The 24,663-nt window shown below is 71.3% G+C and carries 27 protein-coding genes, 1 tRNA gene and 1 pseudogene; 7 read left to right on the forward strand and 22 right to left on the reverse strand.

Features of this window, described 5'->3' with window-relative positions; genetic code table 11:
* Positions 1–173 precede the first annotated feature (173 nt).
* Together QUE38_RS01335 and QUE38_RS01340 are read left to right on the forward strand one after the other, a co-directional pair.
* Positions 174–2,372, forward strand: a complete 2,199-nt coding sequence (locus QUE38_RS01335) for a glycoside hydrolase domain-containing protein (RefSeq protein WP_286309776.1) — start codon at positions 174–176, stop codon at positions 2,370–2,372.
* A 100-nt stretch (positions 2,373–2,472) separates the two neighbouring features.
* Positions 2,473–3,765 (forward strand): glycosyltransferase family 4 protein, encoded by a 1,293-nt coding sequence (locus tag QUE38_RS01340; RefSeq protein WP_286309777.1) that lies wholly within the window; start codon positions 2,473–2,475, stop codon positions 3,763–3,765.
* 55 nt (positions 3,766–3,820) lie between these two features.
* Here QUE38_RS01340 and QUE38_RS01345 read toward each other — a convergent pair whose 3' ends face one another.
* From QUE38_RS01345 to ftsE, 4 genes are read right to left on the reverse strand one after another with little or no spacing between them, the layout of a single operon-like run.
* Positions 3,821–4,558, reverse strand: a complete 738-nt coding sequence (locus tag QUE38_RS01345; RefSeq protein WP_286309778.1) for a tyrosine-protein phosphatase — start codon at positions 4,556–4,558, stop codon at positions 3,821–3,823.
* A gap of 20 nt (positions 4,559–4,578) precedes the next feature.
* A complete protein-coding gene (gene smpB / locus QUE38_RS01350; protein WP_286309779.1) occupies positions 4,579–5,055 on the reverse strand; it encodes an SsrA-binding protein SmpB in 477 nt (158 codons plus the stop codon).
* A 60-nt stretch (positions 5,056–5,115) separates the two neighbouring features.
* Positions 5,116–6,030, reverse strand: coding sequence for a permease-like cell division protein FtsX (gene ftsX, locus QUE38_RS01355; protein ID WP_286309780.1), 915 nt, complete (start codon positions 6,028–6,030; stop codon positions 5,116–5,118).
* Complete coding sequence (ftsE, locus tag QUE38_RS01360) at positions 6,027–7,079, reverse strand: cell division ATP-binding protein FtsE (protein ID WP_286309781.1); 1,053 nt, start codon at positions 7,077–7,079, stop codon at positions 6,027–6,029. Before ftsE ends, ftsX begins: the two co-directional genes overlap by 4 nt.
* A 109-nt stretch (positions 7,080–7,188) precedes the next feature.
* Here ftsE and QUE38_RS01365 point away from each other — a divergent pair, with 109 nt between their 5' ends.
* Positions 7,189–7,659: a hypothetical protein gene (locus QUE38_RS01365; RefSeq protein ID WP_286309782.1), complete on the forward strand. Its 471-nt coding sequence runs from the start codon at positions 7,189–7,191 to the stop codon at positions 7,657–7,659.
* Here the strand turns inward: QUE38_RS01365 and prfB are convergent.
* The 3 genes from prfB to QUE38_RS01380 form a co-directional block, all read right to left on the reverse strand.
* A complete protein-coding gene (prfB, locus tag QUE38_RS01370) occupies positions 7,656–8,771 on the reverse strand; it encodes a peptide chain release factor 2 (RefSeq protein WP_286309783.1) in 1,116 nt (371 codons plus the stop codon). The two genes, QUE38_RS01365 and prfB, sit on opposite strands and share 4 nt — an antisense overlap.
* Before the next feature lie 93 nt (positions 8,772–8,864).
* The gene (locus QUE38_RS01375) at positions 8,865–10,838 is read right to left on the reverse strand and encodes a BCCT family transporter (protein WP_286309784.1); all 1,974 of its coding nucleotides are present in this window, start codon (positions 10,836–10,838) and stop codon (positions 8,865–8,867) included.
* Positions 10,839–10,940: 102 nt separating this feature from the next.
* Positions 10,941–11,876 carry a carbon-nitrogen hydrolase family protein gene (locus QUE38_RS01380; RefSeq protein ID WP_286309785.1) on the reverse strand — a complete coding sequence of 312 codons (936 nt, stop codon included), beginning with the start codon at positions 11,874–11,876 and terminating at the stop codon, positions 10,941–10,943.
* Between the two features lie 191 nt (positions 11,877–12,067).
* On the opposite strand from QUE38_RS01380, the gene QUE38_RS01385 reads away from it, so the two are divergent.
* The gene (locus tag QUE38_RS01385; protein ID WP_286309787.1) at positions 12,068–12,409 is read left to right on the forward strand and encodes a hypothetical protein; all 342 of its coding nucleotides are present in this window, start codon (positions 12,068–12,070) and stop codon (positions 12,407–12,409) included.
* An 8-nt stretch (positions 12,410–12,417) separates the two neighbouring features.
* Here the strand turns inward: QUE38_RS01385 and QUE38_RS01390 are convergent, their stop codons facing one another.
* The 8 genes from QUE38_RS01390 to QUE38_RS01425 all read right to left on the reverse strand — a co-directional run bounded on the left by QUE38_RS01390 (position 12,418) and on the right by QUE38_RS01425 (position 17,337).
* Positions 12,418–12,867 carry a pilus assembly protein TadG-related protein gene (locus QUE38_RS01390; RefSeq protein ID WP_286309788.1) on the reverse strand — a complete coding sequence of 150 codons (450 nt, stop codon included), beginning with the start codon at positions 12,865–12,867 and terminating at the stop codon, positions 12,418–12,420.
* Positions 12,867–13,325, reverse strand: coding sequence for a hypothetical protein (locus QUE38_RS01395; protein WP_286309789.1), 459 nt, complete (start codon positions 13,323–13,325; stop codon positions 12,867–12,869). The genes QUE38_RS01390 and QUE38_RS01395 overlap by 1 nt, the downstream gene beginning before the upstream one ends.
* Complete coding sequence (locus QUE38_RS01400) at positions 13,322–13,666, reverse strand: TadE/TadG family type IV pilus assembly protein (protein WP_286309790.1); 345 nt, start codon at positions 13,664–13,666, stop codon at positions 13,322–13,324. Before QUE38_RS01400 ends, QUE38_RS01395 begins: the two co-directional genes overlap by 4 nt.
* 53 nt (positions 13,667–13,719) lie before the next feature.
* The gene (locus tag QUE38_RS01405; RefSeq protein WP_286309791.1) at positions 13,720–13,887 is read right to left on the reverse strand and encodes a hypothetical protein; all 168 of its coding nucleotides are present in this window, start codon (positions 13,885–13,887) and stop codon (positions 13,720–13,722) included.
* A 75-nt stretch (positions 13,888–13,962) separates the two neighbouring features.
* A complete protein-coding gene (locus tag QUE38_RS01410; RefSeq protein WP_286309793.1) occupies positions 13,963–14,892 on the reverse strand; it encodes a type II secretion system F family protein in 930 nt (309 codons plus the stop codon).
* Positions 14,889–15,764 carry a type II secretion system F family protein gene (locus tag QUE38_RS01415; protein ID WP_286309794.1) on the reverse strand — a complete coding sequence of 292 codons (876 nt, stop codon included), beginning with the start codon at positions 15,762–15,764 and terminating at the stop codon, positions 14,889–14,891. The genes QUE38_RS01410 and QUE38_RS01415 overlap by 4 nt, the downstream gene beginning before the upstream one ends.
* Complete coding sequence (locus QUE38_RS01420) at positions 15,761–16,990, reverse strand: CpaF family protein (RefSeq protein ID WP_286309795.1); 1,230 nt, start codon at positions 16,988–16,990, stop codon at positions 15,761–15,763. The genes QUE38_RS01415 and QUE38_RS01420 overlap by 4 nt, the downstream gene beginning before the upstream one ends.
* Positions 16,991–17,061: 71 nt before the next feature.
* Positions 17,062–17,337, reverse strand: a complete 276-nt coding sequence (locus QUE38_RS01425) for an SHOCT domain-containing protein (protein WP_286309796.1) — start codon at positions 17,335–17,337, stop codon at positions 17,062–17,064.
* Positions 17,338–17,410: 73 nt separating this feature from the next.
* Here QUE38_RS01425 and QUE38_RS01430 point away from each other — a divergent pair.
* Positions 17,411–17,492 (forward strand) — tRNA-Leu (locus tag QUE38_RS01430).
* A gap of 13 nt (positions 17,493–17,505) precedes the next feature.
* Here QUE38_RS01430 and QUE38_RS01435 read toward each other — a convergent pair.
* From QUE38_RS01435 to QUE38_RS01445, 3 genes are read right to left on the reverse strand one after another with little or no spacing between them, the layout of a single operon-like run.
* On the reverse strand, positions 17,506–18,036 hold the full coding sequence (locus QUE38_RS01435) for a nuclear transport factor 2 family protein (protein WP_286309797.1): 531 nt from the start codon (positions 18,034–18,036) through the stop codon (positions 17,506–17,508).
* Between the two features lie 8 nt (positions 18,037–18,044).
* A complete protein-coding gene (locus QUE38_RS01440) occupies positions 18,045–18,656 on the reverse strand; it encodes a hypothetical protein (protein WP_286309798.1) in 612 nt (203 codons plus the stop codon).
* Positions 18,657–18,712: 56 nt separating this feature from the next.
* A complete protein-coding gene (locus tag QUE38_RS01445; RefSeq protein ID WP_286309799.1) occupies positions 18,713–19,582 on the reverse strand; it encodes an LLM class flavin-dependent oxidoreductase in 870 nt (289 codons plus the stop codon).
* 114 nt (positions 19,583–19,696) lie between these two features.
* Here QUE38_RS01445 and QUE38_RS01450 point away from each other — a divergent pair, with 114 nt between their 5' ends.
* Both QUE38_RS01450 and QUE38_RS01455 read left to right on the forward strand, forming a co-directional pair.
* Complete coding sequence (locus QUE38_RS01450; protein ID WP_286309800.1) at positions 19,697–20,341, forward strand: biliverdin-producing heme oxygenase; 645 nt, start codon at positions 19,697–19,699, stop codon at positions 20,339–20,341.
* A 149-nt stretch (positions 20,342–20,490) separates the two neighbouring features.
* On the forward strand, positions 20,491–21,264 hold the full coding sequence (locus tag QUE38_RS01455) for a DedA family protein (protein ID WP_286309801.1): 774 nt from the start codon (positions 20,491–20,493) through the stop codon (positions 21,262–21,264).
* Positions 21,265–21,390: 126 nt separating this feature from the next.
* On the opposite strand, the gene QUE38_RS01460 is transcribed toward QUE38_RS01455, so the two are convergent.
* From QUE38_RS01460 to murI, 4 genes and pseudogenes are all read right to left on the reverse strand, one after another.
* Entirely contained in the window at positions 21,391–22,296 is a 906-nt protein-coding gene (locus QUE38_RS01460) for a cation diffusion facilitator family transporter (protein ID WP_286309803.1), read from the reverse strand.
* A gap of 111 nt (positions 22,297–22,407) precedes the next feature.
* A pseudogene (gene rdgB, locus QUE38_RS01465) lies at positions 22,408–23,015 on the reverse strand (RdgB/HAM1 family non-canonical purine NTP pyrophosphatase).
* A 14-nt stretch (positions 23,016–23,029) separates the two neighbouring features.
* Positions 23,030–23,782, reverse strand: coding sequence for a ribonuclease PH (rph, locus tag QUE38_RS01470; protein WP_286309804.1), 753 nt, complete (start codon positions 23,780–23,782; stop codon positions 23,030–23,032).
* A 32-nt stretch (positions 23,783–23,814) separates the two neighbouring features.
* Entirely contained in the window at positions 23,815–24,633 is an 819-nt protein-coding gene (gene murI / locus QUE38_RS01475; protein ID WP_286309806.1) for a glutamate racemase, read from the reverse strand.
* Between the last annotated feature and the right edge of the window lie 30 nt (positions 24,634–24,663).

Consider the following 24,663-nt stretch of genomic DNA (forward strand, 5'->3'; position numbering starts at 1 on the left):
GGGCATCCGTCACCCGATGCGCACGTGTCGCACGGGCCCGAGCGCAGCGGATGCCTCGTCGCCAGCCCGACACACGCACGTAATGCGATCAACACATTGCGCCCATACCGTCCATGCATGGGCACCACCGGAACCACCCGGCCGCAGCCGCCGACGACGACGGGACAGGCGGCATGATCGACCGCGTCGACCCGTTCATCGGCACCGAGGTCACGTCACTGCCGAAGCAGACCGGGCTCGCGGCGACGTGGTGGTGGGCCAAGCCCCAGGTGGGCAACACGCACCCCGGCGCGACCTACCCGCTCGGCATGGTGTCGGCGTGTGCCTACTCGGGCGCCTACCCCACGGGGTACGGGCGGTACGACCTCAACACCGAGGGCATTCCGCGCACCATCCACGACGAGCCCGTGGCATCCGGCTTCACGCACTTCCAGCAGTCGGGCACCGGGGCGATCCGCAAGTACTACAACTACTTCCGCGTGACGCCCATGCTCGAGCCGCTCGACGTGCTCGGGCGCACCTGGGGCATCGAGGACGAGGAGGCGACGCCCGGCTACTACGCCGCGACGCTCGACTCGGGCGTGCGCTCCGAGATCACCGTCGGGCCGAAGAGCGCCGTGCACCGCTACACGTTCCCCCGGCACGAGAACGCGCGCATCGTCATCGACTTCTCGCTCGGCGGCCTGTCGATCCCGTACGGCTCGACGATTCCGCTGCGCGCCCACCTCGAGCAGGTCGCGCCGGGCATCGCACAGGGCGAGATCGTGGTCGAGGGCACGCCGCTGTCGGTCTACATCGAGTGCGACGAGCACCACTGGCGGCAGATGCTCTGGTACGACCGGCGACTCATGCCCGGCGGCACGCGGCTCGACTTCGACCACATCCGCCCCACGACCCTGCGCCCGTTCGGGCTCATGTGGGCCGGGCCGAGCGAGCCGGGGCACACCATCGAGATCCGCATCGGGTTCTCGCTGCGCGGCGTCGAGCAGGCGCGCGAGAACCTTCGGCGCGACTGCGGGTCGGGCGCGAACCGGTTCGGGTACCGCCGCGAGCGCACGCAGAAGGCCTGGCGCAAGCAGCTGCGCTCGATCGCGATCGACACCCCGTCGGCCGACCGCGAGACGATCTTCGGCACCGCGCTCTACCACTCGCTCATCAAGCCGTGCCTCGCCCCGCAGGAGAGCCCGTTCTGGCCCACCGACGGACCGTTCGTGTTCGACCTCTCGACCATGTGGGACATCTACCGCACGCAGCTGCCGCTGCTCACCACGCTCATGCCCGAGCGCGCGGTCGAGCTCGGCAACGCGCTGCTCACCATCTGCGAGGAGGAGGGCAACTTCCCGATCGGGTACCGCATGGCGCGCGGCAGCGACCGCTTCTCCCGGCAGGGCAGCGCGCTCGCGCAGACGTTCCTCGCCGACCTCTGCCAGCTCGGCCTGCCCGGCATCGACTGGGACTGGGCGCTCGTGCACATGCACAACGACCTGCGCCGCACCTACGGCGAGGACTTCCTGCTGCGCGGCCACGCGCACCCGATCAGCCACACCCTCGACCTCGCGTTCGGCTACTGGTGCACGTCGAAGGTCGCCCTGCGCATGGGCGACCGGGCGCTCGTGAAGGAGTTCGAGCCGCTCGCGGCCCAGTGGGTCAACGCGTTCGACTCGGCATCCGGCCTGCTTCGCGACTCGACCTTCTACGAGGGCAGCAAGTACAACTACTCGTTCCGGCTGCTGCACGACATGGCCGGGCGCATCGACCTGGCGGGTGGCGACGACGCGTTCGTGCAGCTGCTCGACGACTTCTTCGGCTACGGCGCCGACCCCGTCACGCAGCCGGGCATCGACCCGGGCCCCGACGAGCTCGCCGCAGGGTACGCGCTCGGGCGGTTCGAGGGCCTCAACAACGAGCCCGACATGGAGGCGCCCTGGTCGTACCACTACGCCGGCCGCCCCGACCGCACGGCCGAGGTGGTGCACGCGATCGTGCACCAGCAGTTCGGCACCGGCCGCGGCGGGCTGCCCGGCAACGACGACTCCGGCGGGCTGAGCTCCTGGTACATCTGGGCGTCGCTCGGCATCTTCCCCATCGCCGGCCAGAACCGCTTCCTCGTCAACGCGCCGTCGTTCGCCGAGTCGGAGATCCGCGTCGGCGGCGAGGAGACCTTCTTCGTGCGCACCCGCGGGTTCCGCGAGCCCGAGCACGACAGCCCCGCGCAGTACGTGCAGTCGGCGACGCTCAACGGCGCACCGCTCGACCGCACCTGGCTGCGCGGCGACGAGCTGCACCGCGGCGGCGAGCTCGTGCTCGAGCTCGGCGACGAGCCATCCGCGTGGGGCACCGCACGAAGACCGCCCTCGACCCCCGTCCGCTGACCGCACGACCTGCACCACGCGCACCACCCGCACCATCCGTTCCACCGTCCATCGCAACGCAAGGCACGCACCACCGCACCATCGAACACCGGAGGAAGCCATGGAGACCAAGCCCCGGAACCGTCTCGTCATCGTCAACCGCGCCGACCCCGTGATCTGCGGGCACTCGGTCGAGGGGCGCAATCTCGCCGAGACGGCGCGAGAACGCGGCTTCGACGAGGTGCGCATCGTCACCTGGCCGATCGAGCGGCTCGAAGCGACGGGCCTGCCCCTCAAGCCGCTCGAGGGCGTGCTGCCGTACAGCGACGGCATCTTCGTCGAGCGACCCGAGCCGGTCGGCGACTACAAGGTGCCCGACGGCCGGTACCTGGCCGGCATCACCGGCCGGCTGATCGAGCTGTTCACCGACGGAGTGCCGACGGTGTGCCTCTCGCTCTACCTGAGCCCGCACACCGTCGCCGTGTCCGACGCGGTACGAGCGGCGTGGAGCACCGGCCTGCCGGTGAACGTCACGACGATCGCCGAGGCGGTGGGGTCGGATGTCACGAACGTCGTGCGCTCGTGCGTCGACAGCGGCCAGTTCGGCGCGGCGGCGCACATCCTGTCGAGCTACCTGAGCCAGGACCACTGCGTGGCCGTCTCGGAGTACACGCGCGACCTGATCGTGTCGTCGGCCGCGGAGATCGACGCGTTCCACGGCACGAAGTTCGCCGACCAGTGCCGCGAGCGCATCGAGATCTCCTACCCGGCGATCGACACCGACCAGTACCTCGACCTCGACGAGTCCGAGCTCGAGGCACGCCTCGCGTCGCGCGGCCTCACGCGCGACGGATACATCCTGTTCCTCTCGCGCCTCACCAAGGCGAAGGGCGTCGACGACCTCATCGCCGGCTTCGAGAAGAGCGCGGCGAGCACGAGCCAGCAGCTCGTCATCGCCGGCCGCGGCCCGGAGGCCGAGGCGCTGCGCGCGCTCGCGGCCGCGTCGCCGCTGGCCGACCGCATCCGATTCCTCGACGACGTCGACGACTCGGAGAAGCCGTTCCTCATGGCCGGCTGCTCGACGTACGTGCTGCCGAGCAAGCCGCGGCCGGAGTTCGTCGAGACGTTCGGCATCGCGCTCGCGGAGAAGATGCTCGCCGGCGGCGGGCCGGTCATCACGGCCGACACCGGCGGCATCCTCGAGGCGGTCGGCGACCACGCCACGATCATCCCGGTGGAGGACGCCGACGCGATCGCCCGCGCGATCGACGACGCCGTGGTGGGCCTCAGCCCCGAGGACCGCCTCGCCCGATCGCACGCCGCGCGCGAGTACGCACTGCAGTTCGACCGGCGCAACGTGTTCGACCGCCTGTTCACGGGCGCCGGGGCGCTGCCGGAGGTGCTCCCGGTCTGACACGAGCTCGCGATCCGGCCGGCGATCCTCGGGTCGCCGGCCGGACGCGCGTGGATCAGTCGGCGCGTACCAGCACCTGCTCGAGCGCGCCGAGCTCGTCGAGCGACAGTCCGCCCGCGAGCAGGTAGTCGCGCGCCGAGCCGTGCCGACGGTCGATGAGGTCGAGCGCCGAGGCGAGCGCCTCACGCGGGCTGCCGCCCATGAGCATGCGCAGCCCGGGCGAGTCGGGTACGCCGTACTCGCCGACGAGCGTGATCATGCCCTCGAGCCACGGGCCCGCGAGGTACTGCTCGGTGCTCGCGTAGTCGTCGAGCACGAGGTCGCGATCGACGCCCACCGACAGCAGCGCGAGCGCCGTGATGACGCCGGTGCGGTCCTTGCCCGCGGTGCAGTGCACGACGACGCCGCGGCCGTCGGCGCGCGAGATCTCGCGCAGCGCCTCGATGACGACGCCGGTGTGCTGGGTGACGATGCGCGCGTAGAGCGCGTCGAGGGTGATGCCGGGCTGGCCGGCGGATGCCCCGGAGCCCTCGAACACCGGCAGGCGCAGCAGTTCCACGTCGAGGCCGTCGAGGTCGTCGGGCCGGTTCGCGACCTCGTACTCGTCCCGCAGGTCGATCACGATGCCGACGCCCAGCTCGCGCAGCGCCCGGCGGCCCGGCTCGCCGAGCTCGTGCAGCGCGTCGGAACGGAACAGCACGCCCTCGCGCACCGTGCCGGCGGCAGCGGGCACCGGCCCGACCGAGCGGAAGTTGACGGTGCCGGGGATGTCGAGTCGGGTCGAGGCGTTCATCTGGTCGAGCCTAACCCCGCTCACTCCCCCAGGTGCCGCCTGCTGGAGATCGCGCGGTCGGCCTCGCGCTTGTCCTGCTTCTCGCGCAGCGCCTGGCGCTTGTCGTACTCGCGCTTGCCCTTCGCGACCGCGATCTCGACCTTCGCGCGGCCGTCGGAGAAGTACAGCTTCAGGGGGACGAGCGTGTACCCGCCCTCCTTGGTCTTGTGGCTGATCTTCACGATCTCCTGCTTGTGCAGCAGCAGCTTGCGCTTGCGCCGGGGCGAGTGGTTGTTCCAGGTGCCCTGCGTGTACTCGGGGATGTGCACGGCGTCGAGCCACGCCTCCCCGCCGTCGATGTACGCGTAGCCGTCGACGAGCGACGCGCGGCCCTGCCGCAGCGACTTCACCTCGGTGCCGCTCAGCACGATGCCGGCCTCGTACGTGTCCTCGATGAGGTAGTCGTGACGGGCCCGCCGGTTGGTGGCGATGACCTGCTCGCCGCGTTCCTTGGGCACGGTGTACTCCCGTCTCGATCGCCCCGCCGGGTGCGGGGCAGCCTCACAGTCTAGCCGCTGCTAGACCCGGAGGTAGCGCGCGATCGCGATGTAGGCCGACAGGGCGGCGAGCAGCACGCCCGAGACGATCAGCAGCGGAACGACCACGAGCGCGTCGCCGAGGCCCACGAGGGCGGTGAACGTGAGCCGGGTCGACAGGTAGCCCTGCACGAAGAACTGCACGATGCCGACCACGGCGGCGCCGGCGAGCAACGACCCGATGAGCGCGGCGAAGACGCCCTCGAGCACGAACGGCGTCTGGATGAACCGGTTCGACGCCCCGACGAGGCGCATGATGCCGAGCTCGCGCCGTCGCGAGTACGCCGACAGGCGGATGGTCGTGGCGATGAGCAGCGTCGCCGCGACGAGCATGACGAGGGCGATGCCGATCGCCGTGTAGCTCGCGGCGTTCAGCACGGAGAAGATCTGGTCGAGGTAGCGCCGCTGGTCGACCACCTGCTCGACGCCCGCGACGCCCGAGAAGCTCTCGGCGATCACGGCCGACTGCGACGGGTCGACGAGGTTGATCCAGTAGGTCTCGTTCAGCACCTCGGGCGTGACGTAGTCGGCCGCGGGCGTGCCCTCGAACTGCGCCTGGAAGTTCTCGTACGCCTGGTCGTGGTCTTCGAAGTAGAACTCGTCGATGAACGGCGCGAGCGTGTCCGACTCGAGCTGCGCCTCGATCGCCGCCCGCTGCTCGTCGGTCGCCTCCCCGTCGGTGCAGGTCGTGCCGGGCGACACCGAGGTGCAGAGGTACACCGCGACCTGCGCGCGGTCGTACCAGTAGTTCTTCATCTGCGCGATCTGCAGCTGCAGCAGCGCGGCGGTGCCCACGAACGTGAGCGACACGAAGGTGACGAGCACGACCGACACGACCATCGAGGCGTTGCGCCGCAGCCCGCTCGCCGCCTCGGCGAGCACGAGTCCGGCTCTCATCGGGTGGGCCCCACTTCCTGCTCGTCGTCGCCCTGCTTCGTCTCGCCCGCACGCAGCCCGAGCCGTTCGGCGAGGGTCAGCTGCTGCGCGACCTCGGGCGTCGGCTCGGCGTGGGTCACGCCGTCGAGCACCTGGTCGGCACCGGATCCCTCGGAGTCGCCGTCGTCCCCGCCAGCACCGCTCCCGTCGTCGGCCAGGTCGACGACTCCCGTTGCGGCGGCGGTCACGCGTGCGGCCGCATCCGTCACCTCGTCGCTCTCCTCGGGCTCGACGTACAGCGGCTTCGCCCGCTGCATCGCGGCGACCGGCACCTTCGGTGCCGCGACCGTCACGTCGCGCTGCACCGCGATCTCCTCCCGGGCCTCGTCGTGCCCGTACCCGCCCTGGCGGTCGTCGCGCACGACGGTGCCGGCCGAGAGTTCGATGACGCGCCGCTGCATCTGGTCGACGATGCCAGCCTCGTGGGTGGCCATCACGATCGTGGTGCCGCCCATCGAGATGCGCTCGAGCAGCGTCATGATGCCGGCGCTGGTGACGGGGTCGAGGTTGCCGGTCGGCTCGTCGGCGAGCAGGATCTGCGGCTTGTTCACGATGGCGCGTGCGATCGCGACACGCTGCTGTTCGCCGCCCGACAGCTCATGGGGCATCCGCTTCGCCTTCTCGTCGAGGCCGACCAGCTTGAGCGTCTCGGGCACGGCCGACTGGACGTAGCCGCGCGACTTGCCGATGACCCGCAGCGAGAACGCCACGTTGTCGTAGACGTTCTTGTTCGGCAGCAGCCGGAAGTCCTGGAACACGACGCCGAGGCTGCGCCGGAAGTACGGCACCTTGCGGCTCGAGATCTGCCCGAGGTTCTGCCCGAGCACGTGGATGCGGCCCGCCGACGGCTTCTCCTCCTTGAGGATCAGCCGCAGGAAGCTCGACTTGCCCGACCCGGACGCGCCGACGAGGAAGACGAACTCTCCCTTCAGGATCTCGACGTCGACGCCGTCGAGCGCCGGCCTCGGGTTGCCGGGGTACTTCTTGGTGACGGAATCGAAGCGGATCATCGGGAACGAGCCTAGGCAGCGGCCCGCCGTGTGTCAGCAGCGACGCGCGTGTCGTGCGCGAGCCTGTGCGGTTCATGCGAAGTTCATGTGCGGCCGCTACGGTCGGCGCATGAGCTCGCGCGACGCGGTGGTCGTCTCCCTCGGTTCGGTGCTGGTCGGTCTCGGCAGCGCCGCGCTGGTGTTCGTGGTCGACGTCTGGTCGGCCTACGAGCGAGCGGATGCCGCGATGCGGCCGTACATCGTCAGCGGGCCGAACGCCGCCGGGGTGCAGTGGGTGTGGCTCGTGGCGCTCGCCGTCGTGGTCGCCGCGCTCGTCGTCGGCCGGGGTCGCCGGATGCGACTAGTGGCGCCGCTGGTCGTCGTGCTCGCCGTGAACCCGCTGACCGAGTTCTTCGTACTCACGCCGCTCACCGGCACGTGGGACGAGCCGATCTGGTACGGCACCCTGCAGGCCGCGGCGATGGTCGCGGCGGGCGCACTGGTGGTCGCCGCGGCGTGGCGTCGGGGGCGAGCGGATGCCTCCGGTGCGGGCGCGCGCTCAGGGGCATCCGCCCCCGCTGCCGTCGCCGAGGACGCCTAGGCCGGCTGCGCCTGCTGCTGCTTGCGCCAGCGGATGCCCGCGGCGATGAACCCGTCGAGGTCGCCGTCGAACACGTTCGTGGGGTTGTTGACCTCGAACTCGGTGCGGAGGTCCTTCACCATCTGGTACGGGGCGAGCACATACGAGCGCATCTGGTCGCCCCAGCTCGCGGTGATGGTGCCGGCGAGCTCCTTCTTCTTCGCGGCCTCCTCCTCGCGCTGCTGCAGCAGCAGGCGCGACTGGAGCACGCGCATCGCGGCGGCGCGGTTCTGGATCTGCGACTTCTCGTTCTGCATCGAGACGACGATGCCGGTCGGGAGGTGCGTGATGCGCACGGCGGAGTCGGTCGTGTTGACCGACTGGCCGCCGGGGCCCGACGAGCGGAACACGTCGACGCGGATGTCGTTCTCGGGGATGTCGACCTCGACGGCCTCCTCCATGAGCGGGATGACCTCGACGGCCGCGAAGCTCGTCTGCCGCTTGCCCGCGGAGTTGAAGGGGCTCATGCGCACCAGGCGGTGCGTGCCCGCCTCGACCGAGAGCGTGCCGAACGCGTAGGGCGCGTCGACCTCGATGGTCGCCGACTTGATGCCGGCCTCCTCGGCGTAGCTCGTGTCGAGCACCTTCGCCGGGTACTTGTGCTGCTCGGCCCAGCGCAGGTACATGCGCAGCAGCATCTCGGCGAAGTCGCTCGCGTCGACGCCGCCGGCGCCCGCGCGGATCGTGATGACCGCGGGCTTCGGGTCCCACTCGCCGTCGAGCAGGGTCTGCACCTCGAGGTCGCCGATGGTCTTCGTGAGCGCTGCGAGCTCGTCGCGCGCCTCGGCGGCGCTGTCCTCGTCGCCCATCTCGTTGGCGAGCTCGACGAGCACCTCGAGGTCGTCGAGCCGCTGGTCGACCTTCTTCACGCGGGCGAGGTCGGCCTGCTTGTGGCTCAGGGCGCTGGTGACCTTCTGGGCGTGGTCGACGTCGTCCCACAGGTCGGGAGCGCCGGCCTGCTCGCTGAGGTCGGCGATCTCCGACTCGAGCCGGTCGACGTCGACGACGGCGCGGATGTCACGGAAGGTGGTGCGCAGGGCGGTGATCTCCTGCGAGAGGTCAAGTTCCAACATGTCGCCCCCAGCCTACCGGCGCGGGCAGCGAGCGGATGCCCCGGGCGCGGGCCGACGGTCGACGCAGTCCCGAGGCATCCGATCGTCATCTCGTCAATCGCCGCCGTCGTCGCGCTTCGCGCGCCGCGCGGCGCGCTCGGCGGCGCGATCCTCGCCGACGGTGAGCGACGCGTCGCCCGAGGCGGTGTGGTGGGGATTGGGCGGCCCGGGCTTCTCGATGTGACCGGGCTGGAGCGTGCGGGTGACGTCCTCGGCGGTCACGACCTTGACGGAACCTGTCGCGGTCTCGTACCACTCGACCAGCTCGGGGTCGGTGCTGTCGAAGCCCGCGCCGGCGCCCTCGTCCTCGGCGACCTCGGTCGAACCGAACACGAAGTCGTCGCCGTGCTTGGCGATGCCGAGTCGTACGCCCTGTGCGATGGCGGCCTTCGCGTATCGGCGCCGCAGCATGTACGGATCGGTCCGCAGGTCCTTCGCCCACGCGATCATGATGCCGATCAGCACCACCGCGAACGGCAACGCCGTCACCACCATGATCGACTGCAGGCCGGACAGCGCCGTGTCGCCGCCCACGAGCAGCAGCGCGAGCGCGGCTGCACCGAGCAGCACGCCCCAGGTCACCGTGACCCAGGTGGACGGTTCGGGCTTGCCGCGCTGGCTCATCGACCCCATCACGATCGCGGCCGAGTCGGCGGACGTCACGAAGAACAGCACGATCGAGATCATCGCGAGCACCGACACGATCGCCCCGAACGGCAGGTTCGAGAGCACCGCGAACAGCGCTCCGTCAGACCCCGCCTCGCTGATGCCGAGGCCCTGCTCCTCGAAGAGCATCGCCGTGCCGCCGAGGATGGCGAACCACACGATGCAGACCGCCGACGGCACGAGGATCACGACGGTCGCGAACTGGCGCAGCGTTCGCCCGCGCGAGATCTTCGCGATGAACATGCCCACGAACGGCGACCACGAGATCCACCACGCCCAGTAGTAGTTCTGCCACGCGGCCATGAACGACGCCGCGTCCTCGCCCTGCGCCGGGTTGCGCGTGAGCATGATCCAGAGGTCGCCGAAGAACGCCGACATGCTCGCCGGAATGAGGTTGAGCAGGAACAGGGTCGGCCCCGCGATGAAGACGAAGACACCGATGACGCCGGCGACCACCATGTTGACGTTCGACAGCGCGCGGATGCCCCGCTTGATGCCCGACACCGCCGAGACCACGAACGCCGCCGTGAGCAGCGTGATGATCACGATGATCGCCCCGTTGCCGAACGGCCCCGCACCCGTGACGACCTCGAGACCGCTGGCGATCTGCAGGGTGCCCATGCCGAGCGTGACGCCCGTGCCGAAGAGCGTCACGATGATCGCGAAGATGTCGATGACGCTGCCGAGCGGCCCGTCGGTCTTCTCACCGAAGATCGGGTGGAAGATCGCCGAGATGAGCGGCGCGCGCCCGCGACGATACGCCGCATAGGCGATCGCCCCGCCCACGACGGCGTAGAACGCCCACGCGAGCGGACCCCAGTGCAGGTTCGCCTGGGCGAGTGCATCGAACATCGCCTCCCGGCTGCCCGCCTCCGAGTCGAACCCGGGCGGCACCGTGTTGAAGAACGCCAGCGGCTCGGCCGGACCCCAGAAGAGCAGCCCGATGCCCATGCCTGCGGCGAACAGCATCGCGATCCACGACACCGTGGAGAACTCCGGCGCCTCATCGTCGGCGCCGAGTCGGATGCCGCCGGTGCGCCCGTAGCCCACCGCCATCATGAAGCCGAAGCAGATGATCGCGAGCGCCGAGAACAGCCAACCGAAGTTGGTCGTGACCCAGCCCAGCGAGGCGGAGCCGGCCGCCCCCATGCCCTCGGGGTCGGCGAATCCCCAGATCACGACGGCCAGCACGAGGGCACCGGCGATGCCGAAGACGAGCCAGTTCGTACTGAACCTGCGTGGTGTGTCCTCCACGCCGATTCCGGGGATCAGTGCCGGATGCAGGAACTCCCGAAGGATCTTCTTCGGCTTCTTCTCCGGCGGCTGGCTTCCCGGAGGGGCGGGTCGATCGGTTGTGGTCATCGGGAAACTCCCTGCGGCCGACTTCGCTGTCGACGGCCGACTTCCTCTTCGACGATGGATGATCCCGACCCACCCTAGCGAGGTGCGTTTCGGCGGTCGCCGTCAGCCTGCGCTGAACCGCACCGGCGATTGGGGCGTCGTGTCCACCTGGAGCTGGAAGAGGTCGGGCCGGGCGTAGTGGCCCGTCACGTCGAACCACGAACGCGGCAGGCGGCACTTCTCGAGGTCGAAGTCGGCGACGAGCAGCCCCCTCCCACGATGCATGGGCCCAGCGACCGCGGGCCCGAAGGGCTCGTACACGACCGCGTCGCCGGGGCTGATCCACGCCTCCTCGTCGTCGACGAGCCGGTCGCGGAACGGCAGGTCGTCGGGTAGGTCCGACATCAGCCAGCTCGTCGACCCGGCGAGCACGTACGCGCAGCTCTCGCGAGCGATGTGCTGCATGCTCGCCTGCCAGCCGTCCCCCACATCGGCCGTGGGCGCGACGTAGATCTCCGGCATCTGCGCGTAGAGCGCGTACCGTGCGAGCGGCATCAGGTTCTCCCAGCACAGCAGCGCGCCCACGCGACCCACCGCGGTCTCGACGACGCGGATCGTCGAGGCATCCCCGAACCCCCACACCATGCGCTCGCCGAGCGTCGGCATGACCTTCCGGTGGTTGTTCAGGATCGTGCCGTCGGCGTCGATGATCGCGACGCTGTTGAAGATCGTGCCGCTGTGCGCGCGGTCGACCTCCTGGTGGGCCGCGACCACGACGACGCCGTGCTCGCGCGCCGCGGCCCGTACCGGTGCGAGGTCATCGGATGCAAGGTCGACGGCGTTGTCCTGCAGGCGCCTGACGAGCGCGACGACCATGTCCAGGTCGCCCTCCGGGCGGGCGCGCTGGATCCAGATCGGGTAGCCGGGGAACCACGCCTCGGGGAAGACGACCAGCTCGGCGCCGAGCCCGGCGGCCTCCGCGATGTGCCGCACCGCGTGTTCGAGGGTGCGTTCGAGGTCGAGGAACACGGGCGGGTACTGCACGATCGCGGCTTTCATGCGCGATCACCTCCGCGGCGTAGGGTCGGGCAGTCGGTTCGGACGTTACTCCTCGTTCACCTCGCCCGCCGCCCCACTTCGGGGGCCTCCGGGGCCGTTCAGGGCTCGCACGCGTGCGTCGCGCGCGACGGCTCGGTACCGTCGCACCCGGCACCGTTGCCACAACGAGCAACCCCGACCGGGAGGTCGACATGAGTCAGCTCACCGACACCACGCAGTTCTTCGCCGTCTTCCGGTTCCCGCGCGAACGCGAGGCCGAGGTCGACGACTTCTTCGCCCGCCACGCCGCTTGGATGGAACGGGTCCACCCGCGCGAGGGCGCCGAGGCGCTCGTGCAGTACTCGGTCGCGAAGGGCGAGGACGACGGCAACATCGTCGTCCTCGTGACGGAGGTCTTCGCGTCGCAGGCCGGCTGGGAGAACCACCTCCGCATCGCCGGCTCGGACCCCGACACGGTCGACCTCGGCACCCTGACGGAGATCGGCGAGCATGTCATCTGGAACCCCGCGCAGGTCGTGCACACGCTCTGGTGATCTGAACGTCAGCCGGTGAACACCGATCGGGCGACGCTCGTCACCTCGATCGGCACCTCGGCGGGCAGGAACTCCCCCACGATCGGCGGCCGCCAGACCGCGCCGAGCGTGACCGTCGCGCTGCGCCCGTCGAGGCTCGTCGCGTGCACGATCCGCACGTCGACGTCGAGCCCGGCAGTCGCAGCGAGGTGCGCCGAGACGGCGGCGGCGACCTCCGCCGGCTCGAGGTCGACGACCAGCCGGTCACCCTCGCGCCGCACGTCGGCGAGCGCGAACGCCTCCGCCCCGGCGAGCGCGGCGCCATCGGCGATCGTGAAGAGGCGCTTGCGCTCGAGGTACAGCGACGTCGCCCCGATCGTGACGATGATCACCGCGAGTCCGAGCACGCAGCATCCGATCGTCAGCAACAGCGTCGACCCCGACTCGTCGGCGGCGAGCCGCGCCCGAAGCCGGCGCATCAGCCGGCCCCCGCGAATCGCGACACGGGCACGGTGGCGGATGCCTCGACGGGCACGCTCGCTCGCTCGCGCATCGTGAGCACGGGCGGCACGAGCGGCAACGTCACCGACGCGCGCACGATCACGGTCACGCGCGAGCCCGGCTCGAGGCATCCGCCGTCGCAGTGCAGTGAGACGGATGCCGCGGAGCGGTCGATGCCATAGTCGGCCAGCGCGACCGCGACGGCGCGTTCGACCGCCTTGCGCCCCGACGCATCGTCGGGCGCGAGCGAGTACACGCGAGCCGCGTGCCGGGCCGCGCCCTCGGTGGCGAGCACGCCCGCCTGGATCGCGCCGACCGCGAGCACCAGGTACACGAGCGGCACGAGCAGGATCACGCCGACGGTGACGAACTCCAGCGACGCGGAACCGCCCTCGTCACGCAGCACGTCGCGAGCGCGGAGCCGGCGGCGGGTCATCCGTAGGTCTCCACCACCGCGTGCCCGCGCACGTCGAGCGCGGCCTCGAGCCCGATTAGCCCCACGAGCGGCAGCGTCGCGCGCACCCGCACCTCGATCACGTCGGCGCCGGCGCCAGTGCTGCCGACGGACGCCGTGACGTTGCGTGTGTACGACTCCGAGACGGCCGCGTCGATGAGGGCACGTGTGCGCGCCACACCATCGGCCGCGCCGTTGCCCGCGAGCGCGGCGTACCGCGCACCCTCGGCCGCCGCATCGAGCACGGTGTTGCGCACGTGCAGCGCGAGCGCGAGCTGCACCACGGCGAGCGCGAGCGCGACGAGCAGAACGGTGACGAGCATCGTCTCGACGAGTGCCGAGCCCCGCTCATCCTCGAGCCGCCGACCGAGCCGGTTCAGAACCCCATCACGCGGTCGATGGCGGCGTCGAACACCCCGCCGAGCGCGGGACCCGCGAGGCCCCACAGCACGATCACCAGGCCAGCGGTCATGAGCGTGATCAGCACCCACCCCGGCACGTCGCCGCGCTCCTCGTGCCGTACCCGCGCCAGCGCTCGTCGCATCCGTTCCGTCCTCTCCCGCCGGCACCGCCGGCATCTCCGTCGTTCGCGTCACGTGCTCGTCCGCCCGGCCGCCACTCAGAACCCCGCCTGCAGCACGAGCAGACCCGGGTACACCGCGAACGCCACCGTGACCGGCAGGATCATGAACACCAGCGGTACGAGCATGGCGATCTCCTTGCGCCCGGCCAGCTCGATGAGGGCGCGGGATGCCTCGCCGCGGACATCTCCGGCAAGCGCTCGGAGCACCTCTGCGGTCGGCACGCCGCGTTCCATCGCGGCGACGACCTGCGAGATGCACCGGTCGAGCGCCGGGTCGTCGAGCGCTGCGGAGAGGTCGCGCAGAGCGCGTGCGAGCGGCACGCCGGCGTACACCGACGTCACGACCCCCGCGAACTCCCCGGGCAGCACGCCCGTGCCCACCCGCGAGACCCGCGTGATCGCGTCGAGCATCGACTCGCCCGCGGTGATGCTGAGGGTCAGGAACTCGAGCACGGTGGGCAGCTCGCTCGCGAGGCGGCGCATGCGGCGCTTCGCGCGCCACTCGAGCAGTTGCTGCGGTGCGAGCGCACCGGCTGCGGCGGCGATGATCGGCAGCACGATCCGCGCCACGGGCGGCAGGCCCGACAGGCCCGGGAGCAGCACCACCGCTGCGACGGCCACGACACCCGCGCCGACGGCGGCGACCAGCTGCTGGAGCCGGAACTGCTCGCGCGTCGTGGCGAGGCCGGCCTGGCGGGCGCGTCGCGTGATCTGGGCGTCGTCGCCGAACACGAGCGCCGTCGCCCGCAGTGCCGACGCCACCGCCGGGCCGAACAGGCCCGCGAGCACCGCGGTCGGGTCGCCGCGGTCGCGGTGCACGACCGCGTGGGCCTCGGGCGAGACGTCGAGCACGTAGGGTGCCACGCGATCGATCGCGCGTGGCCGGCTCCAGCTCGGCAGCGCCGCGAGCAGGCACCACAGCCCGATGCCGAGGCAGGCGCCGAGGGCGACGGATGCCGCGCTCACGCGAACCACCGCCCCTCTTCCGGCAGCCGCCCGAGGCCGAGCATCAACCGGTAGGCGACCACGCTCACGCCCAGCCCGATCGCGATCAGCGCGAATCCGGCAGGGGTGTTGTATGCCGCGATCGCCTCGGGCCGCGTCGACAGGATGAGCAGGAGCAGCCACGGCGCGCAGACCCCGAGGCGGGCGGCGTTGCGCACCCACCCCTGCCGGGCGGAGACCTCGGCGCGCAGCGCGGCATCCGACCGCAGGTAGGCGGACAGTGCGCGCAACGTGGGAGTCAGTTCGGTGCCGCCCACCTCGCGCGCCATGCGCAGCGTCTCGATGATGCGGTCGGCGACGGGGTCGGCGAGCGTCGCCTTCAACCGGTCGAGCGAGCCTGCGAAGTTCGCGGTCTCCCGCCAGTCTCGGCGGAACTCGGCGAACGCGGTGCGCATCGGGGCCGGGCCGACGTCCGCGAGCGCCGACACCGCGTCGGGCAGCGACATGCCGGCGCGCACGGCCGAGACGAGGTGATCGACGAGGTCGGGCCATGCCGACCGGTGGGCGGCGCGACGCGCGACCAGTCGCTGGCGCACGAGCACCCACGGGAGGGTCAGCGCGGCGACCGCGACTGCTGCCGCGAGTGCGACCACCCCCGAGATCGCGAGCACCACGGCTCCGCCGACGACGGCGAACACGAGCGACATGACCACGAGCAGGGTCGGCGACACGCCCGGGAGTCCCGCGGCGGCGAGCGTGCCGCGCAGGCGTGACGTCCGGCCGGCTCCGGGCGACGGCGTGACGTCAGCGCGGCGCGGCCACAGCCAGGGCGACGCGCAGAGCAGGAGGCCCACGCCGAGCACGCCGCCGAGGGCGCCCGCGGCCGCGGTCACGCCACGTCTCGCAGCGTCGCCGCGAGATCGATGCCGACCGCGTCGAACTTGCGCCGGCTCGGGGTGGCGCCCGGCACGACGTCGAGCCGCCCGTCGGCGCGGGCGAACACCGACCGGACCTCGATCCGGCCGTCGGCGCCGATGCCGTCCGGCGCCGCGATCTCGGCGACGTGCCGCGACCCGTCGGCGCCGAGGCTCGTGTGCACGACCAGGTCGATGCTCGAGGCGACGGTCGGCACGACGAAGGCTGCGTCGATGTTGCGGCCGGCGAGCAGGGGCAGCGTACACAGCTTGAGCAGCGCGTCGGCGGCGCTGTTGGCATGGATCGTGCACATTCCCGGCACGCCGGAGTTGAGCGCGATGAGCAGGTCGAGGCTCTCCGCCTCGCGCACCTCGCCGACCACGAGCCGGTCCGGGCGCATCCGCAGCGACTCCTTCACGAGGCGGCGCAAAGAGATCTCGCCGCCGCCCTCGAGGTTCGCCTGGCGGCACTGCAACGACACGACATCACGCGCGTCGAGGTCGAGCTCGAAGGTCTCCTCGACGGTGACGATGCGCTCAGCGGGGCGCACCCGGCCGAGCAGCGCGCCGAGCATCGTCGTCTTGCCGCTGTGCGTCGGACCGGAGACGAGGATGTTGAGGCCCGCGCGCACGCTCGCATCGAGGAAGTCCGCCGCATGCCGAGTGAGGCTGCCCGACTCGACGAGGTCGTGCAGGTCGCGGATGCGACGGTGGAACTTTCGGATGTTCACGGCCCAGTGCCGACGGGTCACGTCCGGGATCGCGACGTGCAGGCGCGAGCCATCGGGCAGGGAAGCGTCGACGAACGGCGAGCTCAGGTCGACTCGGCGGCCGGATGCCCGGAGCATCCGCTCGACCAGTTCGCGCACGTCCTGCTCGGAGAGCACCAACGAGGTGAGCTCGCTGACGCCGTTCCGGGCGACGAAGACGCGGGTCGGCCCGTTGATCCAGATCTCCTCGACCGTGTCGTCGTCGAGCAGCGGCTGGATCGCGCCGAGACCGGTGAGTGCCGCGACGACCTCGCGCGTGGCCTCGCGCTCGTCGACATCGACCAGACGACCGCGCGCGAGCAGGTCCTCGCTGCGGCGCCGGATCTCGTCGCGCGCATACCGCTCCGCGACCGCCGCGTCCTGCGAGAGATCGACGCCGTCGCGCAGCACGCGGGCCCGCACCTGCTCGGTGATCGTGCGGACGGCATCGGACATGCGCAACAGTGTGGACGAGACGGTCCGCGCGCGTCGGCGTTGTCCACATGGGCGGCGCACGCCCGCCGGCGCTACAGCCTGCCGAGGATCTCGGCCTTCTTCGCCTCGAACTCCTCGGGCGTGATGATGCCCTGGTCGCGGAGGTCGGCGAGTTCGCGGAGCAGCGTCGTCGAGGCGGCGGGCTTCGGGGCATCGGCGCCGTGGAAGGCGGGGCCGGGCACAGGCCGGCTCGACGACCGCACGGCCCAGAGCACGAGCGCGACGAGCCCGCCGATCACCAACAGGATCACGACGACGATCACGATGAATGCGAGGACGTTCCATCCCATCAGGCTGTTGCCGTACATACGCTCAGGCTACGCCGCACGCGCATGAGGTCGAGGTTGATCGTGCCGCCCCGCCTAGACTGTCCACGCACTCGCGGGAGTGGTGAAACCGGTAGACACGCAGGATTTAGGTTCCTGTGCCTTCGGGCGTGTGGGTTCGAGTCCCACCTTCCGCACGAAAGTGCGGCGCTATCGTCGCCGGGCAGGGTCGAGCTTCGGCGACATCGACGCGTCGCCCGAGCGCAGCATCGCGGCGACCGGGCGCGACGACAGCGCGAGCATGCGGGCGAGTCCGCGCCGGCCCGAGCGGCGGGCGATCGATGGAGCGACCTGCGCGGGAATCTGCGCGAGCGCCGGCAGCGGGCGCACGAACGCGGTCACCTCGCTGATGCGACCGTCGGGCGCGAACCTCAGCAGCTGGGCGTCCTGCCCCTCGACGCCCGCGATCGTGAAGTCGAAGACGACGAGACGCGTGTCTCCCGAGCCTGTTCGTGTGCTGCAACGCACGTGGTCGAACTGCGCGAACGTCGCGGTCGCCATCTCCTCGACGTCGGCGCGGGTGCGGTACTCGAAGGCGGCGGTCGACGCCGACCGGAACACGACGTCGTCGACGAGGCACTGCGCATAGGACGCCGAGTCGCCGGCCTCGACGGCCGCGACGAATCGGTCGAGCGTCGGCTCGATCACGCCCGGGTCGATGGTGCTCGACTCATCGGTCATGTGCGCTCCTACGAGCTGGGGTCGACGCGTTCGCTCGCGAACGCGCGCAGTGCCGGCACGCGGGGCGCGTGCACCCAGAGGCGGCCGCCCGCGTCGGGCGTCTCGGTGCCCGAGACGAGGTACGCGTCGGCCCCGAGCTCCTCGAGCAGCGGCAGCAGGCCGCGCGACTTCGACTCGGTGAGGTGGCCGATGCGGCGACGGCGGCCGTAGACCGCGACGAGGTGCGGGTGGTGCAGCGGGTCGCGCTCGCGCACCAGCAGGTACGAGTCGGCGGTGTGCGCGTCGACCTCGTCGTGCGGCACATGGCGCTCGACGGAGGAGATGCGCAGGCGCGCCGCGGGCAGGTCGCGCAGGTCGACGACGTGCTCGGGCTCGGGCAGCAGCCGCACCGTCAGGGGCGGCAGGCCGTGCTCGGCCGCGTACTCACGCGCCCGTTCGCGGGCCGCCCGCTCGGCGTCGAGGTCGGCCACCCAGGTGAGGAAGATCTCCGACGTGGTCGGCACCTCGTGAGCGGGCGCCTCCACGGGTTCGGGCGGCACCACCGCCTCGGGGCTCGCACTCGGCTCGGTCTGCTGCGGGGTCGGCTTCGACCGCCCGAAGAGTCGCTCCACGAGGCTCATGCCCAGAACCTAGCGGGCCGACGGGTCCGGCGGGGCCGACCACGCCGACATGTGAGTCATCCTCGGGGCGGACCTACCGCGATGCGCGCCCGCGCGGCATCTGCCACCCGCTCCTCGGGCACCGACCAGTCGGCTTCGAGCCACCACGTCGCACCGGCCTCGGCCCACGGGCGCACGATCGCGGCGTCCGCCGCCGCATCCGTGCCGGAGGTGCGGCCCTCCTGCACCACGTCGAACGGCCGCTCGGCGAGGCCGAGCCGCTCGCGTTCCGCGCGCAGCCACGCGATCGCCTCCGCCGCGACCTCGGGCGTGTAGGCGGCCGCCTGCTGCTCGGCATCGACGACGGATGCCCCGGGCGGCGCGTAGTTCGGAATCCAGCCGTCGTACTTCGCGACCCGTCGCATCGACTTCATGCGCGGCCACACGCCCACGACCCAGGTGGGGATGCGAGGCCGCTGCACGGTCGGCGCGGGCAGCATCGTCTCGGTGCGCGCCGCACGGTAGTGCCGCCCGTCGTAGTCGAACGGCTCGCCCCGCCACAGGTGGTCGAGCATGTCGAGGCCCTCGTCGAGCAGCTCGGCGCGGGTGTGCCGACCCGGGTCGTCCTCGAAGATCCAGAACCGTTGCTCCACTTCCTGCGGCACGCCGAGGCCGACCGACAGCACCGTGCGCCCGCCCGAGAGCGCGTCGACCGTCGCGGTCTGGCTCGCGAGCTCCCACGGCCGCCGACGCGGCAACGGCGTCAGCATCGTGCCGAGACGGATGCGCTCGGTGCGCATCGCGGCCGCGGCGAGCACCGACCACGGGTCGGTCGCCCAGATGCCCTCCCAGACGAACATGGCGTCCCACCCGTGCTGCTCGATGAGCGGCGCGAGCTCGACGGCGAGGTTCGGGTCCGACCCGGTGACGACGAATCCGTAGCGCATGCGCCGAAGGTACCGCGAGCCTCCCACAGGCATCCGACCCGAACCCTTGCGGGCGCCGGGCCCGCGCCGTACGTTGGTTAGGCAACCCTTACCCCCACGCGATCGGCCTCCCCCATGACGAGCGACACCCTCACCGAAACGGCGCCGCTCGACGTTGCCGCCCTCATCCGCACCGCCTCGGCCGACGACCACAAGGCCGCCGAATCGCGCGGGTTCGTGACTCGGCTCATGGCGGGCGAACTCGACCTCGACGCCTACGCGCGCTACCTCGCGCAGCTCGCGTGGGTCTACGAGGCGCTCGAGGCCTGGGAGCCGCGCGCCGGTGACCCCGAGATCTTCGAGCCCGGACTCGCGCGCATGGCCGCCATCGAGTCCGACCTGGTCGCCCTCGGCGTCGCCGACCGCCGCACCACCCACCCGGCGCTGCCCGCGACCGCCGCATACGCCGCGCACCTGCGCGACATCGTCGGCCGCCACGACGTGGTCGAGTACCTCGCGCACCACTACACGCGCTACCTCGGCGACCTCTCGGGCGGGCAGGCCATCGCCGCACTCATCGCCCGTCACTACGGCGCGACCCCCGACCAGCTCGCGTTCTCCCGATTCGACGCGCTCGAGGCCCCGGTGCCGTTCAAGCGCCGCTACCGCGAGGGCATCAACGAACTGCGCCTGCCCGCGGCATCCGTCGACCGGCTCATCGCCGAGGTGCGCCGCTCGTTCGCGCTGAACAGCGCGGTGTTCGACGCGCTCGACGCCTGACCTGCACGCCGGCACTCCACCGCCGCGCACTGCCCCCTCTTCGGGGTTCTCCCCCGGCCCCGCACGCACTGGCCGCGGATAGACTTGACCCCACGCTTTTCCCGCCGCCGCAGCCGCCGCGCGAGGCCTGCCGACTGGAGTCCACCCCGATGAGCCCGACCGCGCTCCTCCCGTTCCTCGACCCGGAGACGATCATCGCCGCCGCCGGGCCCTGGGCACTGCTGGTCGTGTGCTTCATCGTGTTCGCCGAGACCGGCCTGCTCGTCGGCTTCCTACTGCCGGGCGACACGCTGCTCATCATCGCCGGGCTGCTCACGCACACGTCGATGGTGTTCGGCCTCGACATCTGGTGGGTGTGCCTCGCGATCGGGTTCGCCGCGTTCATCGGCGGCGAGGTGGGCTACCTCATCGGGCACAAGTTCGGCCCGAGCGTGTTCGAACGCAAGGAATCGGGCGTGTTCAGCGTGAAGAACGTCGAACGCACGAACGCGTTCTTCGAGCGCTTCGGCGCGATGGCCGTGATCCTCGCCCGGTTCGTGCCGGTCGTGCGCACGTTCACGCCCGTCGCCGCGGGCGTCGGCCACATGAACTACCGCAAGTACACGCTCTACAACTTCATCGGCGCCGTGATCTGGGGCGTCGGGCTCACCTACTTCGGGTACGCGATCGCGTACATCCCGTGGGTGGCTGACTTCGTGCGCGAGTACATCGACCTGATCCTGCTGGTCGCGATCGGACTCACCGCCATCGTCACGGGGTTCCACTACTGGCAGTCGTCGCGCATGGCGAAGCGCGCCGCCGCCGCGGGCGAGGACGTCGTCACCGACGAGTTCGAGGCGCGCGAGCTCGTGCTCGACCAGGAGACGCTCGAGCACGGCGGCCACCACGAGCACCCGCACCGCGACGACGACCGCCGCGACTGACACTGCGCCGAGCGGTGGCGTTCGGCACGTCGAAGTCGGTACGGCACGTCGAGTTCGGCGTGCCGAACCGACCGGCACGTGACGCTGCGATTGGAGGCGGGCGAACGGATGCCCCGGAGCATCCGCTCAGGGGTGCTGCGCGCGCTCCTGGTGCCCGGCGGGTTCGAGCTGGAACGTCGAGTGGTCGACGTCGAAGTGCTCCGCGAGGCATCCGCCGAGCTCCTCGAGCAGGGCGGATGCCCGGCCTTCGGCGAGCAGCTCGGGCTCGACGACGACGTGCGCCGTGAACACGTGCGACCCCGACGTGATGGCCCAGACGTGCACGTCGTGCACGTCGACGACGCCGGCCGTGCGCTGGATGTGGTCGCGGATCTCGGCGACCGACGTCTCCGCCGGCGCCGACTCGCTGAGCACCCGCATCACGTCGCGCAGCAGCAGGAGCGCGCGCGGCACGATGAGCGCGGCGATCACGAGCGACGCGATCGCATCGGCCGCGCCGAACCCGGTCAGCAGGATCACCCCCGCCGCGACGATCACGGCGATCGAGCCGAGCGTGTCGCCCAGCACCTCGAGGTACGCGCCGCGCATGTTGATCGACGACTTCGCGCCGGCGCGCAGCACGAGCAGCGCCGCGATGTTCGCGACGAGGCCGACGGTGGCGACGATCAGCATCGGCAGGCCGGCCGGCTCCGCGGCATCCGCTCGCAGCAGTCGCCCGACGGCCTCGACCGTGACCGACGCGGCGATCACGAGCAGGATCACCGAGTTCAGCAGCGCCGCGAACACCTCGACCCGCTGGTACCCGTAGGTCTGGCGGTCGGTCGCCGGGCGCCCGGCGACCACGACCGCGACGAGCGCGATGATCAGCCCGATGAGGTCGGAGAGCATGTGGCCCGCGTCGGCGAGCAGGGCGAGCGAGCCGCTGATCCAGGCGCCGACCACCTCGAGCACGAGCACGGACGCGACGATCGCGATCGCGATGCCCAGTCGGGTGCGATTCGCGTGGCGCGCGTGGTCGTGATCGTGTCCCATCACCCTCAGCGTAGGTGGGCGACGGATGCCTCGGAGACCGTGCGCGCAATCAGGAACGATTCGCGTTCTCAGCAATGCCTGCAGGTCGTGCAGGCGAGCGGCGGCGGGCGGCTAGCCTGCCGAAGCCACGCGCTCCAGCTCGGGCAGCAGCGCCGCGAAGGCGCGCGCCCGGTGGCTCTCGGCGTTCTTCTGCGCCGGCGTCAGCTCGGCGGCGGTCACGTCGTGGCCGTCGGGCACGAAGATGGGGTCGTAGCCGAAGCCGTGGGCACCGGATGCCTCGGTCGCGAGCCGCCCCGGCCAGATGCCGACCGCGGCGAACTCCTCGGCCTCCCCGCCGACGCCGGCACGACCAGCGCGATCGTGCAGTGGAACGACGCTCGCCGCTTCGCCGGGTCCGTCAGGTCGGCCAACTGCGCGAGCAGCAGGTCGAGGTTCGCGAGCGCGCCCGCGTCGGGCCCCGCCCAGCGCGCCGAGAAGATGCCGGGCGACCCGCCCATCACGTCGACCGCGATGCCCGAGTCGTCGGCGAGCGCGATGCGCCCGGTGTGCGCGGCGGCCGTGCGCGCCTTGATGAACGCGTTCTCGGCGAAGCTGGTGCCGTCCTCCACGGGCTCCGGTCCGTCGTACGGCAGCACGGTGACCCCGGGCATCCGCTCGCCGATGATGCGCTGGAACTCCTCGACCTTGTGCGCGTTGTGGGTCGCGAGCACGATCTCCATCGGGCGCCCCCGGGTCAGGCCTGCGCCGCGGCCAGCACCGCGCGCTGGATCTCGGTGAGCTCGCGCGTGCCGGCGAGCGCCAGGTCGAGCAGCTCGTCGAGCTCGGCGCGGTCGAACGGCGCGCCCTCGGCGGTGCCCTGCACCTCGACGAACTTCCCGGCGCCCGTGGCGACCACGTTCATGTCGGTCTCGGCGCGCACGTCCTCGACGTAGGCGAGGTCGAGCATGGGCGTGCCGTCGATGATGCCGACCGAGATCGCGGAGACCGAGTCGGTGAGCGGCACGGCCTTCTTGCCGATGAACTGGTGCTCGCGGCCCCACTCGAGCGCGTCGGCGAGGGCCACGTAGGCGCCTGTGATGGCCGCGGTGCGGGTGCCGCCGTCGGCCTGCAGCACGTCGCAGTCGAGCACGACCGTGTTCTCGCCGAGCGCCTTCATGTCGACGACCGAGCGCAGGCTCCGGCCGATCAGGCGCGAGATCTCGTGCGTGCGCCCGCCGATCTTGCCCTTGACGGCCTCGCGGTCATTGCGCGAGTTCGTCGAGCGCGGCAGCATCGCGTACTCGGCGGTCACCCACCCCTTGCCCTTCCCGGTGAGCCAGCGCGGCACGCCGTTGGTGAACGAGGCGGTGCAGAGCACCTTGGTGCGGCCGAACGAGATGAGCGCCGAGCCCTCGGCGTGCTCGCTCCAGCCGCGCTCGATGGTCACGTCGCGGAGGTCTCCGGGCGTGCGGCCGTCGGCCCTCAGCAGGTCGGGCTGGTCGGTCATGGTGTTCCCTTCGATGGAGCGGATGCGCGGGGTCAGCGCTGGATCGGGATGGTGCCGGTGTGCACCAGGTCGACGTGCTGGATCTCGGGGCCCATGAGCCGGTGCGCGAGCCCGAGGAACTCCTCCTCGCTGCGGCCCGTGGCCTCGTAGCGGTAGCTGGGCGACGCGCTCGCGGTGCGCTCGAGCCCGGTCGACACGAGCACGCGGTACACGTCGTTCGCCGTCTCGACGTCGCTCGAGACGAGGGTGACCTGGTCGCCCATGACGTACTGGATCGCGCCCTTGAGGAACGGGTAGTGCGTGCAGCCCAGCACGAGGGTGTCGACGGATGCCTCGCGCAGCGGCGCCAGGTACTCCTCGGCGACCGCGAGCAGCTCGGGCCCGGTCGTCACGCCCGCCTCGACGAACTCGACGAACCGGGGGCAGGCGCGCGTCTGCAGCTGGAGGTGCGGCGCGGCGGCGAACGCGTCCTCGTACGCGCGCGAGTTGACGGTGCCCGCGGTGCCGATGACGCCGACGCGACCCGAGCGGGTGGCGGCGACGGCACGCCGCACGGCGGGCTGGATCACCTCGACGACGGGCACCTCGTAGCGCTCGCGCGCGTCGCGCAGCATGGCGGCGGAGGCGGTGTTGCACGCGATGACGAGCATCTTGACGCCCTGCGCGACGAGGTCGTCGAGCACGGCGAGCGCGTACTCGCGCACGTCGGCGATGCGCTTCGGCCCGTAGGGCGAGTGCTCGAGGTCGCCGATGTAGAGGATCGACTCGTTCGGGAGCTGGTCCTTGACCGCGCGGGCCACGGTGAGCCCGCCGACCCCTGAGTCGAAGATCCCGATCGGCGCGTCCGTCACGGTCTCCAAGCCTAGAACAGCCCGAGCGGA

It is taken from the genome of Agromyces mangrovi, assembly GCF_030296695.1.
GTDB classification, from domain to species: domain Bacteria; phylum Actinomycetota; class Actinomycetes; order Actinomycetales; family Microbacteriaceae; genus Agromyces; species Agromyces mangrovi.

Bases quoted from the DNA above. Each gene is read 5' to 3' on its own strand.
- QUE38_RS01335 (WP_286309776.1), top strand. From the start codon at position 174: ATGATCGACCGCGTCGACCCGTTCATCGGCACCGAGGTCACGTCACTG.
- QUE38_RS01340 (WP_286309777.1), top strand. From the start codon at position 2,473: ATGGAGACCAAGCCCCGGAACCGTCTCGTCATCGTCAACCGCGCCGAC.
- QUE38_RS01345 (WP_286309778.1), bottom strand. From the start codon at position 4,558: ATGAACGCCTCGACCCGACTCGACATCCCCGGCACCGTCAACTTCCGC.
- ftsX (WP_286309780.1), bottom strand. From the start codon at position 6,030: ATGAGAGCCGGACTCGTGCTCGCCGAGGCGGCGAGCGGGCTGCGGCGC.
- ftsE (WP_286309781.1), bottom strand. From the start codon at position 7,079: ATGATCCGCTTCGATTCCGTCACCAAGAAGTACCCCGGCAACCCGAGG.
- QUE38_RS01365 (WP_286309782.1), top strand. From the start codon at position 7,189: ATGAGCTCGCGCGACGCGGTGGTCGTCTCCCTCGGTTCGGTGCTGGTC.
- prfB (WP_286309783.1), bottom strand. From the start codon at position 8,771: ATGTTGGAACTTGACCTCTCGCAGGAGATCACCGCCCTGCGCACCACC.
- QUE38_RS01375 (WP_286309784.1), bottom strand. From the start codon at position 10,838: ATGACCACAACCGATCGACCCGCCCCTCCGGGAAGCCAGCCGCCGGAG.
- QUE38_RS01380 (WP_286309785.1), bottom strand. From the start codon at position 11,876: ATGAAAGCCGCGATCGTGCAGTACCCGCCCGTGTTCCTCGACCTCGAA.
- QUE38_RS01385 (WP_286309787.1), top strand. From the start codon at position 12,068: ATGAGTCAGCTCACCGACACCACGCAGTTCTTCGCCGTCTTCCGGTTC.
- QUE38_RS01390 (WP_286309788.1), bottom strand. From the start codon at position 12,867: ATGCGCCGGCTTCGGGCGCGGCTCGCCGCCGACGAGTCGGGGTCGACG.
- QUE38_RS01395 (WP_286309789.1), bottom strand. From the start codon at position 13,325: ATGACCCGCCGCCGGCTCCGCGCTCGCGACGTGCTGCGTGACGAGGGC.
- QUE38_RS01400 (WP_286309790.1), bottom strand. From the start codon at position 13,666: ATGCTCGTCACCGTTCTGCTCGTCGCGCTCGCGCTCGCCGTGGTGCAG.
- QUE38_RS01405 (WP_286309791.1), bottom strand. From the start codon at position 13,887: ATGCGACGAGCGCTGGCGCGGGTACGGCACGAGGAGCGCGGCGACGTG.
- QUE38_RS01420 (WP_286309795.1), bottom strand. From the start codon at position 16,990: ATGTCCGATGCCGTCCGCACGATCACCGAGCAGGTGCGGGCCCGCGTG.
- QUE38_RS01425 (WP_286309796.1), bottom strand. From the start codon at position 17,337: ATGTACGGCAACAGCCTGATGGGATGGAACGTCCTCGCATTCATCGTG.
- QUE38_RS01435 (WP_286309797.1), bottom strand. From the start codon at position 18,036: ATGACCGATGAGTCGAGCACCATCGACCCGGGCGTGATCGAGCCGACG.
- QUE38_RS01440 (WP_286309798.1), bottom strand. From the start codon at position 18,656: ATGAGCCTCGTGGAGCGACTCTTCGGGCGGTCGAAGCCGACCCCGCAG.
- QUE38_RS01445 (WP_286309799.1), bottom strand. From the start codon at position 19,582: ATGCGCTACGGATTCGTCGTCACCGGGTCGGACCCGAACCTCGCCGTC.
- QUE38_RS01450 (WP_286309800.1), top strand. From the start codon at position 19,697: ATGACGAGCGACACCCTCACCGAAACGGCGCCGCTCGACGTTGCCGCC.
- QUE38_RS01455 (WP_286309801.1), top strand. From the start codon at position 20,491: ATGAGCCCGACCGCGCTCCTCCCGTTCCTCGACCCGGAGACGATCATC.
- QUE38_RS01460 (WP_286309803.1), bottom strand. From the start codon at position 22,296: ATGGGACACGATCACGACCACGCGCGCCACGCGAATCGCACCCGACTG.
- rph (WP_286309804.1), bottom strand. From the start codon at position 23,782: ATGACCGACCAGCCCGACCTGCTGAGGGCCGACGGCCGCACGCCCGGA.